This window comes from Thalassobacter sp., assembly GCF_982993085.1.
The window spans coordinates 19454-33551 of the sequence record NZ_CEZFMW010000007.1 but is presented as its reverse complement, the minus strand read 5'-3'; the positions used below and the strand labels follow the sequence as shown (position 1 = coordinate 33551).

At 58.2% G+C, this 14098-nt stretch carries 13 protein-coding genes; 5 read left to right on the top strand and 8 right to left on the bottom strand.

The annotated features are described in order from the left end of the window. Positions 1–77 precede the first annotated feature (77 nt). The 3 genes from AC4GMC_RS02365 (at position 78) to AC4GMC_RS02355 (ending at position 3709) form a co-directional block, all read left to right on the top strand. A complete protein-coding gene (locus tag AC4GMC_RS02365; protein ID WP_487876790.1) occupies positions 78–1904 on the top strand; it encodes a PHA/PHB synthase family protein in 1827 nt (608 codons plus the stop codon). 54 nt (positions 1905–1958) lie between these two features. Beyond that, positions 1959–3143, top strand: a complete 1185-nt coding sequence (locus AC4GMC_RS02360; RefSeq protein ID WP_487876789.1) for an acetate/propionate family kinase — start codon at positions 1959–1961, stop codon at positions 3141–3143. A 137-nt stretch (positions 3144–3280) separates the two neighbouring features. Beyond that, a complete protein-coding gene (locus tag AC4GMC_RS02355) occupies positions 3281–3709 on the top strand; it encodes a hypothetical protein (RefSeq protein ID WP_487876788.1) in 429 nt (142 codons plus the stop codon). A 121-nt stretch (positions 3710–3830) separates the two neighbouring features. On the opposite strand, the gene AC4GMC_RS02350 is transcribed toward AC4GMC_RS02355, so the two are convergent. From AC4GMC_RS02350 to AC4GMC_RS02340, 3 genes are all read right to left on the bottom strand, one after another. Further along, complete coding sequence (locus AC4GMC_RS02350; RefSeq protein ID WP_487876787.1) at positions 3831–4397, bottom strand: hypothetical protein; 567 nt, start codon at positions 4395–4397, stop codon at positions 3831–3833. A 48-nt stretch (positions 4398–4445) separates the two neighbouring features. Further along, positions 4446–4784, bottom strand: a complete 339-nt coding sequence (locus AC4GMC_RS02345) for a carboxymuconolactone decarboxylase family protein (RefSeq protein WP_487876786.1) — start codon at positions 4782–4784, stop codon at positions 4446–4448. A 279-nt stretch (positions 4785–5063) separates the two neighbouring features. Beyond that, positions 5064–6614: a helicase HerA-like domain-containing protein gene (locus AC4GMC_RS02340; RefSeq protein ID WP_487876785.1), complete on the bottom strand. Its 1551-nt coding sequence runs from the start codon at positions 6612–6614 to the stop codon at positions 5064–5066. Between the two features lie 498 nt (positions 6615–7112). Here AC4GMC_RS02340 and AC4GMC_RS02335 point away from each other — a divergent pair, with 498 nt between their 5' ends. Next, positions 7113–7700 (top strand): invasion associated locus B family protein, encoded by a 588-nt coding sequence (locus AC4GMC_RS02335; protein WP_487876784.1) that lies wholly within the window; start codon positions 7113–7115, stop codon positions 7698–7700. A 72-nt stretch (positions 7701–7772) separates the two neighbouring features. On the opposite strand, the gene AC4GMC_RS02330 is transcribed toward AC4GMC_RS02335, so the two are convergent. The 4 genes from AC4GMC_RS02330 to AC4GMC_RS02315 all read right to left on the bottom strand — a co-directional run bounded on the left by AC4GMC_RS02330 (position 7773) and on the right by AC4GMC_RS02315 (position 12055). Continuing rightward, positions 7773–8984 carry a beta-ketoacyl-[acyl-carrier-protein] synthase family protein gene (locus tag AC4GMC_RS02330; protein WP_487876783.1) on the bottom strand — a complete coding sequence of 404 codons (1212 nt, stop codon included), beginning with the start codon at positions 8982–8984 and terminating at the stop codon, positions 7773–7775. Next, a complete protein-coding gene (locus AC4GMC_RS02325; RefSeq protein ID WP_487876782.1) occupies positions 8981–9244 on the bottom strand; it encodes an acyl carrier protein in 264 nt (87 codons plus the stop codon). The genes AC4GMC_RS02330 and AC4GMC_RS02325 overlap by 4 nt, the downstream gene beginning before the upstream one ends. Before the next feature lie 33 nt (positions 9245–9277). Continuing rightward, positions 9278–10369 carry a UDP-3-O-(3-hydroxymyristoyl)glucosamine N-acyltransferase gene (lpxD, locus tag AC4GMC_RS02320; protein WP_487876781.1) on the bottom strand — a complete coding sequence of 364 codons (1092 nt, stop codon included), beginning with the start codon at positions 10367–10369 and terminating at the stop codon, positions 9278–9280. An 87-nt stretch (positions 10370–10456) separates the two neighbouring features. Further along, the gene (locus AC4GMC_RS02315; RefSeq protein ID WP_487876780.1) at positions 10457–12055 is read right to left on the bottom strand and encodes a L,D-transpeptidase family protein; all 1599 of its coding nucleotides are present in this window, start codon (positions 12053–12055) and stop codon (positions 10457–10459) included. 364 nt (positions 12056–12419) lie between these two features. On the opposite strand from AC4GMC_RS02315, the gene mepK reads away from it, so the two are divergent. Then, the gene (mepK, locus tag AC4GMC_RS02310; protein WP_487877446.1) at positions 12420–12977 is read left to right on the top strand and encodes a peptidoglycan L,D-endopeptidase MepK; all 558 of its coding nucleotides are present in this window, start codon (positions 12420–12422) and stop codon (positions 12975–12977) included. Positions 12978–13040: 63 nt separating this feature from the next. Here mepK and AC4GMC_RS02305 read toward each other — a convergent pair whose 3' ends face one another. Beyond that, positions 13041–14045: an Ldh family oxidoreductase gene (locus tag AC4GMC_RS02305; protein ID WP_487877445.1), complete on the bottom strand. Its 1005-nt coding sequence runs from the start codon at positions 14043–14045 to the stop codon at positions 13041–13043. Positions 14046–14098: the final 53 nt, after the last annotated feature.

Below are 14098 nucleotides of genomic sequence, written 5' to 3'. Positions count from 1 at the left end.
TGCAGGCGTCAGCCGCTGCGATACATGGGTGCAAACTGCGAACCGTTTCCGTCTGCGCAGTGATGAAAGGGCGCAACATGGCGCATGTCAGCTCTGTCTTTGATCAGGCAAACCACAATGCCGCCCCCAAGGGTCGTGCCCTGAATATGACCGCTAACGCGGCACCTTTGCCACATTCCCACACCACGTTAGAGCAAGCCTTGGACAAGGGCCTAAAGGCCGCGCTGGCCAAGGTCACCGCGGGGTTGTCGCCCATCGCATTAATGGCCGCCTACTCTGATTGGGCGCTGCACTTGTCTGCGGCCCCCGGCAAACGGCTGGAGTTGATGGAAAAAGCCAGCAAAAAGGCATGGCGGCTGGCCAGCTATGCCGCGTTTTGTGCCGCGGCCCCAAACACCCAAAAAACCTGCATCACCCCCCTGCCGCAAGATCGCAGGTTCCGCAGCGAGACGTGGCAAAATTGGCCTTTCAATTTGATCCACCAATCCTTTTTGCTGAACCAGCAATGGTGGCATAATGCGACAACCGGGGTCGAGGGCGTCACCAAGCAACACGAAAACGTTGTGGAATTCGCCGCGCGTCAGATGTTGGATGTGGTGTCCCCCTCCAATTTCATTCTGACCAACCCCGACGTTTTGCAGCAAACGATACGCGAAGGGGGCTTGAACCTTGTGCGCGGCTGGCAAAATTGGATTGAGGACGCCCAACGCCTGAATGCCGGGCAAAAACCCAAAGGCGCAGAGGGTTTTGAGGTTGGCCGCAATATGGCCACTACGCCGGGAAAAGTTGTTTACCGCAATCGACTGATTGAGCTGATCCAATACACACCCACGACCCAATCCGTTCGACCAGAACCCATATTGATCACGCCAGCATGGATCATGAAATACTACATACTGGACCTGAGCGAGGAAAACTCCTTGGTTCGGTTCCTGACGGATCAGGGGTTCACGGTATTCATGATCTCTTGGAAAAACCCCGACGCAAGCGACCGTGACCTTGGGATGGAAGACTATCGCACCCTTGGCATTGAAGCCGCACTAAAGGCGGTCCAGCGGATCACCGACGGGCAAAAAATACACGCGATTGGCTATTGTTTGGGCGGCACTCTTCTGACGATTGCGGCAGCTGCGATGGCGCGCGATGGCCGCGATACGTTAAAGTCCCTGACGCTTTTGGCCACACAGATCGATTTTACCGAAGCGGGTGAATTGCAGCTCTTTATCAATGACAGCCAGCTGACCTTCCTTGAGGACATGATGTGGGACCAAGGCTATTTGGATAGCAGTCAGATGACCGGTGCCTTCCAATTGCTCAGATCCAATGACCTCATCTGGTCCTACATGATCCATCACTATCTGATGGGAGAACGCGCCCCGATGATTGATCTAATGGCATGGAACGCCGACGGAACCCGCATGCCCTACCGCATGCATTCGGAGTACCTTCGGCAATTATTCTTGAACAATGATCTGGCCGAGGGTCGGTATCATGTGGGGGATCAACCCGTCACAGTGTCGGACATTCGCGTGCCGACCTTTGTGGTCGGGACAGAGCGAGACCACGTCGCGCCTTGGCACTCCGTCTATAAGTTCAACCTGCTGTCGGACACAGATGTGACCTTTGTCTTAACAAACGGGGGGCACAACGCGGGCATCGTGTCCGAACCGGGGCATCCGCGTCGCTACTACCGGATCGAAACACGGGCCGATCATACCCCCTATGCCGACCCGGACCGTTGGCGCGATCAAACTGAGCCAAAGGACGGATCGTGGTGGCCTGCCCTCACCGATTGGCTGAATGCCCAATCGGGTGAGCCAAAGACGCCGCCCCCTTTAGGTGCCGCGGACCAAGGATACCCACCGCTATGCGATGCGCCCGGCACCTATGTCTTTCAGCAGTAAAGGCCGTGCGCTACCCTGCGACAAACATCTAAAATCACACATGAATGAGCAGTCATGACCGGCGATATTCTGACCCTTAACTGCGGATCGTCCAGCGTGAAATTCGCGGTATTTGACGCCGACGCGCCAGCCGCACCCGCAAAGATCACTGGCAAGGTTGCCGGCATCGGTCGGGCGCCCTCATTCCGTGCGCAGGATAGGAATGGCCCGCTAACCACGCCCGTGCCGTTGCACGCATTAACCCCGACCGACACCCACGAAGACCTGATCCCGCTGTTGCTCGATTGGCTTGCGGAGCATCGCGGCGCGCACCCTTTGCGTATGGTGGGCCACCGGGTCGTACATGGCGGCACAACCTATACAGAGCCGACGCGCATCACGTCGAAGGTTATGGCAGACCTAGACGCACTTTGTGCACTTGCTCCGCTGCACAAACCGCACAACCTAGCCGCAATCCGCGCCGTGGCGGCGTGGCACCCGCACATCCCTCAGATCGCGTGTTTCGACACGGCGTTTCACCGAACCCAAGACCGCGTCCAAACGCTCTTTGCCCTGCCCCGTGACCTAACCGCAGAAGGCATCGTGCGGTACGGGTTTCATGGGCTATCTTACGCCTATATCGCGGGCATCTTACCCCAGTATTTGGGCGCCCGCGCGAAGGGTCGTGTCATTGTGGCCCACCTTGGGAATGGGGCCAGCATGTGCGCGATGCACAACCGTCAAAGCAAAGCCACCACTATGGGCTTCACCGCCCTTGATGGGCTAGTCATGGGGCGCCGCTGCGGCACGCTTGATCCCGGGGTGATCCTGTATCTGATGCAATCCAAAGGCTTGAGCACCGCTGATGTTGAAACACTGCTTTACCGTAAATCAGGGCTGCTTGGGGTATCTGGCATCAGCAACAACATGCACGATCTCGAACTCAGCCACGCCCCAGAAGCCCAAGAGGCGATTGATCTGTTTGTCAGCCGGGCCGCCCGTACATTGGCTGGCCTAATCCCCACGATTGGCGGGCTTGATGCGGTGGTTTTCACCGCCGGGATCGGCGAAAACTCGGCCCACATTCGCACCGCGATCTGTGCGCAACTTGACTGGATGGGCCTGCACCTAGACCCCGATGCCAATGCGCGCGGCGATATCAAGATCAGCGCGAACAACTCCGCCATCGATGTCCTTGTTTTGCCCACGGATGAAGAAGCGATCATCGCTGATGCCTGCCGCGCGCAATTGCAGATCTAACTCCGCCCATATTGAGCAATATCAATGCGGGACGCGTCTGGACTGTCATAGACTGGCAACAGAGGGGTCATTTTCGACGTATTGTTCGCGCCGTTGATCACATCCCTGCCCGCCAACCGCACACCAAGGAGTATGAGATGTTAGACCTGAGAAAGACGATCGAAGACATGCAAGAGATCGCCAAATCCACGAATTCCGCGCTCACGGCTCTGCCAACGGCGGGCGCACAGAGTACACATTTCTGGAAGGCGCAGGATACCTTTTTGAGCGAGTTTGAGGAGTTTTCTTCAGCGTGGTTCAAGCGCAGACATACCGCCACCCGCACCGCGATTGAGACCAGCAAACGCCTGTCAGAGGAGGCAATGGGCAATCCGACGGCCGCGATGGGCATTTTAGCCGATTGGCAAAAACACTCGATGGAGCGGCTGGCAGAGGACACCAAGGACTGCATGGAAATGATGACGCGCTGTGCCGCAGCCGCCGTCACGAATGAGGTCGAAGCGGTAGAAGAAACCGTCGAAGGCGCCAAACGCGCGACCAAGGCCGCAAAGTCGATGCCCGTCTAGTCAAACTAGGCGTCATTCCGCTTGACGTCACAACCATCCCGCCATTCTTGCGTGCGCACCGACGTGTCCCCTTCGGTACGTGCCACGGGCGTCCAGTCTCTCCCCCCTGGCTGGACGCCCATCAATTTGGTGGCGGCTTGCGCTGTTGAAAGGCATCCGCATCCCCATATTCAAAAAACTCGGAATAATGCCCGTGGGTGCCCTTCATCTTGGCCGCATGTTTGATCGGGCACCAATGACGCTCGGTTCGGGCGGCGATTTCGCGGGCGTAGGCGAGCAATCCGTTGCCGTAGCCACAATAGACGCAGTTCAGTTTTTCAAGCCCGTTCAAATAGCCAAGGTGGCGGCGATCAAGTGAGATATAGTCACGGCGGCGAACCTTTGGGATGCCATAGATCGGAAAACAGATCGCCTGATAGAGCGTCACAAAGACGTCCAGCACAACCAAGGGCAGGATCACCGAATAGATCACCGGCGCAGTCAGAACCACAAGAGGACGTGCATGGGCTATGTAACTGCCCAGCTTTTGGCGCAGCGCGCGATGATGTTCGCGCATGTCTTGTGCAAAAGTCACGCGGCCATGTTCAATCGTATAGTTGAACGCCGCCCGGCGACGGGCAAATTCGTCCTCTAGCTCTTGCTCAAGGTCGCGTATTCGCTCCAGCAAATTGGACACATTATCACGCATCGTGGTCTCCCGGTGGGGCTGTTGCTCACTTGATGCCCGCTCGCGCGGCTAGTTACTGAACGCATCAAAGGCCTTCAGCGCCTCAACCCCGTAAACGGCAGACGGACCACCGCCCATCAGTACGGCCACACCAATCATCTCGGCGACCTCCTGCCGTGTTGCGCCTGCATGCAACACGGCCTGCGCGTGGTGTGCAATACAGCCGTCGCAGCGCACGGCAATCGCGATGGCAAAGGCGATCAACTCTTTGGTTTTGACGCTCAGGTTGCCATCCCGCGTGGCCTCCTCAATTAGTTTGCCGAAAGCCGCTGCCGTGTCCGGAATTGCCTTGCTGAGATCGGCGTACCCTGTATCGAACCCGTCTTTGATGGCTGCATAGTCTTTCATTTCAACTCTCCTTTTGCTGAAAATCGTTTGGTCAACACGCGCCAGTCGAATGCCGTGAATGGCCGCAATTTCGCACCAACGCGTCTGTCCAACCTGCGCCAAACGCCCCAAGGGGCTGCGTTAGACAACCGCACTCATTCGCAGCTCAGCCAAGCCGGTTGCGTCGCTAGTTTGAATAAATTTGATCTAGCGGATGGCGATCATGGCGGACCTTTGGCAGATTTGAACCATCCTACCATCCGCCTGTTCCATCGATTGACGTGGATCAATCGCCAAGGCTTAGCGCCCCTTGAACAATCCGCCCAGAACACCGCGCACAATGGCTGTACCTGCCCGGGTGCCCAGTGACCGCGCCATGGATTTGGCAAAGGCTTGGGCTGCGGTATCCCCTCGCCGTTTCTTGGGCGTGCGAGAAGTTGAGCGCCCGACACCTGTACCGGTATAGCGCCGCGCAGATCGAAATTCACGTTCAGCCACATCTGCGGCATCCTCTTGCGCCTCGGCCGCCTCAGCCTCAAGGGCCGCCGCTTTGGCCCGCGCTTGCAGGATTTCAAAGGCAGACTCGCGGTCAATCCGGGTCTCGTATTTGCCCGCCACCGGCGAGGTCGCAATCACCTGCGCGCGCTGCGCCGCCGTTAGGGGGCCAAGCTGTGTTGAGGGGGGCCGGATCAACGTCCGCTCTGCCACGCCGGGAATGCCCTTTCGCTCTAGAAACGAGGTCACAGCTTCACCCACGCCGACCTCTCGGATGGCATCTTCGGTGTCAAAGCGTGGGTTTTCACGGTAATTTTGAGCCGCGCGGCGCAGAGCCTGCTGATCCTTGGCCGTAAAGGCCCGCAGCGCATGTTGCACCCTATTGCCCAATTGGCCGAGGATGTCTTCGGGCACATCTTCGGGGTTTTGAGTGACGAAATAGACACCGACCCCCTTTGATCGGATCAGCCGTGCCACCTGTTCGACCTTATCCACCAAGGCTTTGGGCGCGTCATCAAACAGCAGATGCGCCTCATCGAAAAAGAACACCAACTTGGGTTTGTCCGGGTCACCCACCTCTGGCAGGGTCTCAAACAGCTCGGACAGGAGCCACAGCAGAAACGTTGCATAAAGCCGCGGCGATTGCATCAAACGCGCCCCAGCCAACACAGAAATACGCCCCCGCCCATCAGTATCCGTGCGCAGAATGTCGGCTAATTCTAACGCAGGCTCGCCAAACAACAGATCACCGCCCTGCCCCTCAAGCACTAGAAGCCGCCGCTGGATGGCTCCGATGGACGCTGTTGAGATATTCCCATAGCGCAGCATCAAATCTTTACGGCTTTCCCCCACAAACACCAACAAGGCTTGTAGATCCTTCAAATCCAAAAGCGCCATGCCTTCTTCATCAGCCATGCGAAACGCGATGTTGAGCACACCTTCTTGGGCATCCGTCAACTCAAGCAGACGTGCCAGCAAAAGCGGCCCCATGTCTGAAACCGTGGTGCGGACCGGGTGGCCTTCTTCTCCAAACAAATCCCAAAACGTGACGGGTGCGGCCCCATAGGCGTAGTCCGCAAAGCCGATCGTTTCGGCGCGTGACGTAAACGCGTCGTGCAGCTTGAAGTCTTGGGTGCCAGCCCGCGCCAACCCCGACAGATCGCCCTTAACATCGGACAAAAATACCGGCACACCATTGGCAGAAAAACTCTCCGCTAGGATTTGTAGCGTTACCGTTTTACCTGTGCCGGTCGCCCCCGCGATCAGCCCGTGCCGGTTCGCGTATTTCAGCAAAAGCCCCTGTGCATCGGCGTAATCAGGCCCGCCGCCACCGACAAAAATACTGCCGTTATCCATAATAATATCCTTCTCGTCGGGCTTCTGCACCCTCATCAAAAATAGTTTGCGCCTGTTCGGGTTTTCTTAATCATTGTCTGGCAAAACTCATCTTGTCCATGTGAAACCAAATTGGGGCCACATCGGATTTTTCCTCCCTGTCGACTGGCCGCGCCTCTATGGCGCGGCTTTTTTTACTATATCTTGGGCGTGCGCGACTGCGCGGACCAAGACGCGTTCTCCTCACGCATTTTTCATACAATTGCCTGTTGACGGTCTTGCAAAGCTGCCCTAGCGTCCGCTTACAACAAGTCGGCCAGTCCGACGGGGAGATAAAAAACGATTGGAAAAGGACCTTCTCACGGGTCCTTTTTCACGTTTGGTCAATTAATTTGCAGCAGGACCAAGATACCCCACCGGCTGCAATATTCCCTGCCCCACAACGCAGAAATTTGCCCCTGACACTTCCAGCGCCCCATGCTAGCACGGGCGCAATGAAACAGCCCCAAAGGGAAGAGCATGACCCGTATCGTGACACTCACAGCCTGTTTGGCCACCCTCGCAGTGGGCCCCGTGTTTGCTCAAAGCACCGATGATGTGGCACCCACGGCGCCGGAATTGCCTCTTGGTCAAACGGCTACGGCCCAAGCCCCCCAAATATATGAGCGTGAAACTCACGGTGCGTTCTCAGTCCGCTGCGCCCGTGTCCCCGATACTGACGTGGAGCCGTGCCAATTGTTCCAACGGTTGACGGACGCAAATGGCAACCCCACAGCAGACGTAAACTTCTTTGACGTGGCCGGCGACGGGCAAGTTCAGGGCGGTGCAACCGTGGTGACGCCGCTGCAAACACTGCTGACATCACAGGTAACACTGTCTGTGGATGGCGGTGCCGAGCGGCGCTATCCCTTCGCGTTCTGTGACACGCAGGGCTGTTACTCGCGCATGGGGTTCACCGCCGCTGAAATGGCTGAATTTCGCGCAGGCGCAACCGCCACGATCAGCGTCCGTCCCGCGCTTGCCCCCGAACAACTGGTTGTGATGAACATGTCGCTTTCTGGTTTCACTGCAGGTATGCAGGCGATTGCCGTGGCCGAAGGCCAATAGACAGACCTCGGCGACCCTTGCCAAACATGATGCAAAGGTCCCCACGGGGGCCTTTTCCTTTTTGATAAAGGCTTATGGCGCTTTGCGCAGCGCCAACACCGCGTTCATCCCCCCAAAAGCGAACGCGTTGGACAACACGACCGAGACGTCAGCCTCACGCGCTTCATTCGGCACCACATCCAGCGCACATTCAGGGTCGGGCTCTTCGTAGTTGATGGTTGGGGCAATGACCCCCTCGCGAAGCGCCATGATGCAAGCCAACAGTTCAACAGCGCCCGTGCCACCGATCAGATGCCCGTGCATTGATTTCGTGCTTGAAATCATGACCTTGTCTGCATGCGCACCCAAGGCCCCTGCCACGGCCGCACATTCCGTCTTGTCGTTCGCCGCCGTTCCCGTGCCGTGCGCATTGATATAGCCCACCTCCGACGGATCGATCTGCGCGTCCCGCATGGCCGAAACAATGCACCGCTCCGCACTGATCTTGGAGGGCATAACAATGTCAGAGGCATCAGAATTCATTGCGACACCAATGACTTCCGCCAGTATCTCTGCCCCGCGCGCCTTTGCGTGGTGATAGTCCTCAAACACGAAAATTCCTGCGCCTTCGCCCTGAACCATACCGTTGCGGTTCGCCGAGAATGGACGGCAGGCGTCACGCGACATGACCCGCAAACCTTCCCACGCTTTGACCCCACCAAAGCACAGCATCGATTCCGAGCCACCGGTGACCATCACCTGCGCCATGCCGTGGCGAATGAAATTGAACGCCTGCCCCATCGCGTGGTTCGACGACGCGCAGGCCGTTGCCACCGTGAAACTTGGCCCCTTTAGGTTGTGCTCCATCGAAATGTGCGCCGCTGCCGCATTGTTCATCAGCTTTGGCACGACAAACGGATGCACCCGGTTTTTGCCTTCTTCGTAGACCGTGCGGTAGTTTTCATCCTGCGTGGTCAGCCCGCCACCAGATGTGCCAAGGACGACACCGGTGCTAGCGGCCAAGTCACCCGTGAACGTTAGACCGGCTTGGCCAATCGCCTCACGCGCAGCCAGCAGCGCAAATTGCGTATACCGATCATAAAGAGAGATCTGCTGGCGGTTAAAATGCGCCTGCGCGTCATAGCCGGTCACCTGCCCACCGATCCGGATCGACAAACGCTCCACGTCTCGGATATCCAGCGCGCCGATCCCGCAGCGACCCTCGCGCATGGCCTCCCATGTTTCGGGAACCGATGCCCCCAGCGCCGAGATCGTGCCCGCGCCGGTGATGACAACGCGCTTCACGATTGGGCCTTCACCAAGCCTTCGACCGCGGCAACAATTGCCGCCACAGAAGAAATGTCGAACTCGCTTTTTTCAGGCTCATTCGCATTGAAAGGCACTTGGATATCAAAGGCTTCCTCAATAGCGAAGATGCTCTCGACAAGACCCAGGCTATCGATGCCTAGATCCTCAAGCGAGGCCGTTAGCGATACGTCTTCAACCTCAAGCATTGCCTGTTCTGCGATGATCGCGATCACCTGATCCTGAACGTTGTCAGACATGCCTCGTTCCTTCTTCGACCCGTCAGGCGTCATCTACGCATTGCCAGTCAGTTTTGCCACTGTTTTCCGAAGCTCTGCGACCTGTGCGGCAATGCGTGGCAGACGACGGATGGCCTTGTAGCTCTCTACGTGGCTGTCCATTTTGACCGCCGGATAACCAAGGATCACGCGACCGCGGGGCACGTTGGTGAAAATCTTGGATGCGCCGCCAGCAACCACATCATCGCCCACTGTGATGTTGTCATTCACGCCGACTTGTCCGGCCATCACAACCCGGTTGCCAATGCGCGAACTGCCCGCCATGCCGACCTGCCCACAGATCAGGCAATCCTCACCGATCTGGTTATTGTGTCCAATGTGCACAAGGTTATCGAGCTTGGTGCGATGGCCAATCACCGTGTCCGCAATCGTTCCGCGATCGATGCAGGTGTTTGCACCCACTTCGACATCGTCACCGATCCACACAGCCCCGAGAGAATGAATTCGCGTCCAGCTTTGCGGCTTGATATCCCCCTGATCGCCCAAGGTTTTTCGGCTACGTTCAACACCGGATTCTTCGGGTGTTACAAAGGAAAACCCGTCCCCACCGATGACCGCACCGGGCTGCGCGATGAAACGCGCCCCGATTACGCAACGTGCGCCAATCCGCACGCCTTGGCATAGCAATGCGTCTGCTCCGATCTGGGCGTCTTCCGCAATGCTGACATGGCTCGCGATCCGGGCGCCTGAGCCGATTGTGGCACGCGGACCGATATGCACAAACGGCCCTATGGCCGCCCCCGCGCCGATCTGTGCGGTGGCATCAATCACTGCCGATGGATGAATACCTGCGGCGATTTCGGGGCCCGCGTCCAAAGCTGTCGTGATACCGGCCATCGCAACACGCGCGCGCGGCACGAACACCGCCGCCTCCAGGCCTAAGTCCTGCCAATCTGCGCCGGGCCAAAGAACCGCAGCCCGCGCGTGCCCCGCCCGAACCTGCTCCCCGTATGCAGGCGACATCGCCAAAGCCAGATCATCCGGACCCGCCGATGCAGGCTCCGCCGCGCGACTGATCGCAATTGCAGTATCACCTACCGCCTCCGCGCCGAGAGAGGCCGCAATTTCGGCAATAGTAAATGGCATGACGATCTCCTGACCCGGGGGCGTTTTGGCCCTTCTACCCGTGCCCGGCGGGCAAGACCAGCGTCGCGCGCAGGATCGCCGCCACGTCTAGCTGACGTCGCCACGCAACCCCACGCCCACATCCTCAAGCGCCGCCAGCACCGCACGGTCTCGACCGTAAACGTCATCGCGGAATTGCACGCGCCCCTCTGGTGTCACCCACGATGTCCAATAGACAATGTGTACCCCAACGGGTTGATCCAGATAGACATATGTCTCTTCTCCGGTGTCCAAGGTAGCTTGGAAAAAGCCAACCGGATCACGTTCTTGTGGTGCCAAAAGGTGATGCGCCAGCTCAAATGGCCGCTGCACCCGCACACACCCATGTGAAAACGCCCGAACATTGCGCCCAAACAGCGACTTTGACGGCGTATCGTGCAGATAAATGTTCCACCGATTGGGGAACATAAATTTAACCAATCCCAACGCATTCCCCGGTGACGGAGGCTGTTTGAGCTCAAAGGGAAACGTTTCAGCGTCGAATTCCAGAAAATCCACGCCGTCACGACTGACTTCCGCACCGTTCTGGAACAGGCGCAAGTAGCTTGCCCCGCCTTCTTGCAGCACCGGCAGGTATTCCTTGGTCGCGATGGAACGCGGCACGTGCCACGTCGGATTGATGACCAGGTATTCCATCCGGTCCGAAAACTCTGGCGTGCGGCGGTCCTTGTCATTTGCACCCACGACAACCACCGTATCAAAGCTCTCTTTCCCGTCATCAATAACACGGGCGTGAAAATCGGCGAGGTTCACGAGGATATGGCGTTTTTCCAGTGGCTTATTCATCCAACGCTGCCGCTCCATCCCCACAAGGATTTGGCCCAGTCGCCCCTCAACCGAAACATTCAACGCCTTGAGCGTGGCTGGGCCAACCGTACTGTCCGGGGTCAATCCGTGATCAAGCTGAAACGCGCGCACGGCTGCAGTCAGTGTGGGATCAAAACTGCGCACAACAGAGCGGTCCATGTACCCCATCCGGACCAGCCGGTTGCGCAAAGCAATCACAGCATCCCCGGTATCACCCGGTTCCAATTTGCGCGCGCGCACGTCAGGCCCCCAGCCGCCCGCTTCGCGCACCGCTTCTAGCCGCAGTTTTTCGCGCAATAGGCGGACATAGGTTGGAGAAGACGGCCATAAGCCCTTGATAAAATGATGAGGATCCGCGCGCGCAAAGCCTGTTAACGTTTCTAACGGGTCACGGCTGGGCTTCTTCAGGACAAGGCCCGGATCAATCTGGTGCGGTTCGGTCACGCCGCAGGATACATCACTGGCGTAGGCCACAAACATCTCGCTCAGCGCGACTTCTAGCAGGCCTTGCGCGCGGGGGTTATTTGCCGCCCGAAATGCAGCCCGCACCTCAGCCGCGTCGTAACGGGCGCGCGGCAGACCATGATCCAGCGCCGTATCGAGCGCCCACATAAATGCAGCCCGCCGGTCATCAGCGGCCGCATCCATCCACAATGGTGCGAAATCGCGCGCGCGATAAAACGCTGCCAAAGCAGGTGTTTGCGCAGATTTTTCGGCAATAGCCTGGGTAAAAGCCGACACCAAAGCATTGGCAGGACTGGCCACGCTAACCGCAGAGCCCATCGCCATCCCCAACGCTGCGCGCCGCGTCACATGCATCATGTCCGTTTTACCTGCCATTTTCCGACCTCCTGCCCGCAACACCGATGTCGCACTTTGGATTTAACATAGGATAAACGACACAAATCGCATGTCCATTCACGTTATCGCAATGTTCTGCTTTTACACCTGCTTCGTGGCCAGAATATGCCACGCTGAAACCTACTTTTTGCGCCCCGCTTTGCCACGTTTTGGCCCCGTTTCCGGGGCACAGTCACATCAATGCGCGGAAACTTGCCCAATTATGCGCACTTTTGACGTTTTTGACCCAATGCGGCTTTGAGCTTCATTTCAATCATGTCATAGAGTGAGCGTCACATGGGGATGAGGCGCAAAAATAGCCGGGCTACCGGCACGTAAGCGAGAGACAGAGGCACGGTACGATATGAGCACGGATTTTTCCCGCCGGGGTTTACTCGGGGCATTCGCCGCGACACTGGTAACGGCAGCGCCCACATACACGCAGGCTGCGGGCTTTTTGCGCGGCAGTGGCGATATCCGACGGTATCGCGCCTCCAACCCGCGCACCGGCGAAAAGATTGACATCATCTACTGGATTGACGGGGACTACGTTAGGGACGCCCTCAAAGAGGTGAATTGGTTTATGCGCGATTGGCGCCGCAATGAGGCCATCGCAATCGATAACCGCACCATCGACATCATGGCCGCCGTCCACCGCCTTACCGGTACGACCGAGGCTTATACACTTTTGTCCGGCTACCGCTCTCCGCAAACGAACAACGGGCTTCGGTCCAAATCCCGCGGGGTTGCCCGCAACTCGCTCCACATGAAAGGTCAGGCCGCTGACCTTCGTTTGAGCAGCCGCAGCGTTGCTCAGGTCGCAAAAGCTGCACAATCATGCCGCGCAGGCGGTGTTGGCCGCTACTATGGGTCCAACTTCGTGCACATGGATTGCGGCGATGTCCGGACGTGGCGCGGCTAAACCATATCTAATCGCAGTCTAGTCACGCGCGGCCGTTGAGCCGCGCGTTGTCGTTTCAAACACTCAGATCGCGCGAACGCGCTCCAAGATTGCCGCGCTCACGTCCACACCATTTTGTGCGGCACGCTCCATCGCGGTCTGGCGGTTCACACCAGGCAAACGCGCGCCGGGCTGTGCGGTGATCGCATCGGTCAAAGCCGCCATACGCCCCGCAAATTCTCTGCCGCTGGTGGCATCAGGGTCGATCAGGACAAAGCATTGACCCGTTGCAGGTGGCCCACCAACAGGCCCCGAAAACGGGCTTGCGTCTTTGCCCAAAACCGCCCCGCTCAACGCGGCGGCAAAGGTTTCAACGATCAGCCCAAGACCCACCCCCTTGTAGCCACCCGCCGGCGCCATCGATCCCTTGAGACCGACATTCGGGTCTGTTGTTGGTTGCCCATCTGCATCCAATGCCCAGCCTTCGGGGATCGGCTTGCCCTCACGCGCGTGCTTCATGACTTCGGACTTTGCGATGGCACTGGCACTTTGGTCGATCAAAAGGCTCGCACCCCCGGCACCATCGGGCGCGCCCAAGGCAATGGGGTTTGTCCCGACAACCGGCGTCGCCCCGCCCGATGGCGCGATCGAGGCCGGGGCGTTCGTAAAGCACAGGCCGACCAAGCCAGATTGCGCAATCCGCAAGGCATGCACCCCCAAGACGCCGCAGTTATAGCTATCGCGGATCGCCAAAATCGCGATCCCTTGGCTGCGTGCCGCCTCCATTGCCAACGGCAGGCCCGCATCGATGGCCGCATGAGCAAACCCGTTGCCAGCCGACACAACGACCGCTGCCGGACGCGGAGTTTCGACCGATGGAACTGCCTCCCCCAGCACCTTGCCGCAGCGCAAATGCTCCGAGTAAATCGGGATATAGGCCAACCCGTGCGAGGCCACGCCCATCGCTTCGGTCACCGCCGTGTCACGCGCTAGAGGTCGTGCTTGCGCGTCGGATGCTCCCGCCCGGCGTAGGGCGTCAAACGACAATGCCTCGATGGCCGCCAGTGATAGGTTTTCGGTCTCGCTCATGGTCTATTCCTCGGTAAACTATTTATTATCAGGGGCTTTCGCGCTTGGTCCCG

What these genes read in the sequence shown, in the direction of transcription:
- AC4GMC_RS02315 (WP_487876780.1), bottom strand. Translation starts at nt 12,055, where the DNA reads ATGGCAGGTAAAACGGACATGATGCATGTGACGCGGCGCGCAGCGTTG.
- mepK (WP_487877446.1), top strand. Translation starts at nt 12,420, where the DNA reads ATGAGCACGGATTTTTCCCGCCGGGGTTTACTCGGGGCATTCGCCGCG.
- AC4GMC_RS02365 (WP_487876790.1), top strand. Translation starts at nt 78, where the DNA reads ATGGCGCATGTCAGCTCTGTCTTTGATCAGGCAAACCACAATGCCGCC.
- AC4GMC_RS02325 (WP_487876782.1), bottom strand. Translation starts at nt 9,244, where the DNA reads ATGTCTGACAACGTTCAGGATCAGGTGATCGCGATCATCGCAGAACAG.
- lpxD (WP_487876781.1), bottom strand. Translation starts at nt 10,369, where the DNA reads ATGCCATTTACTATTGCCGAAATTGCGGCCTCTCTCGGCGCGGAGGCG.
- AC4GMC_RS02340 (WP_487876785.1), bottom strand. Translation starts at nt 6,614, where the DNA reads ATGGATAACGGCAGTATTTTTGTCGGTGGCGGCGGGCCTGATTACGCC.
- AC4GMC_RS02345 (WP_487876786.1), bottom strand. Translation starts at nt 4,784, where the DNA reads ATGAAAGACTATGCAGCCATCAAAGACGGGTTCGATACAGGGTACGCC.
- AC4GMC_RS02355 (WP_487876788.1), top strand. Translation starts at nt 3,281, where the DNA reads ATGTTAGACCTGAGAAAGACGATCGAAGACATGCAAGAGATCGCCAAA.
- AC4GMC_RS02360 (WP_487876789.1), top strand. Translation starts at nt 1,959, where the DNA reads ATGACCGGCGATATTCTGACCCTTAACTGCGGATCGTCCAGCGTGAAA.
- AC4GMC_RS02350 (WP_487876787.1), bottom strand. Translation starts at nt 4,397, where the DNA reads ATGCGTGATAATGTGTCCAATTTGCTGGAGCGAATACGCGACCTTGAG.
- AC4GMC_RS02335 (WP_487876784.1), top strand. Translation starts at nt 7,113, where the DNA reads ATGACCCGTATCGTGACACTCACAGCCTGTTTGGCCACCCTCGCAGTG.
- AC4GMC_RS02305 (WP_487877445.1), bottom strand. Translation starts at nt 14,045, where the DNA reads ATGAGCGAGACCGAAAACCTATCACTGGCGGCCATCGAGGCATTGTCG.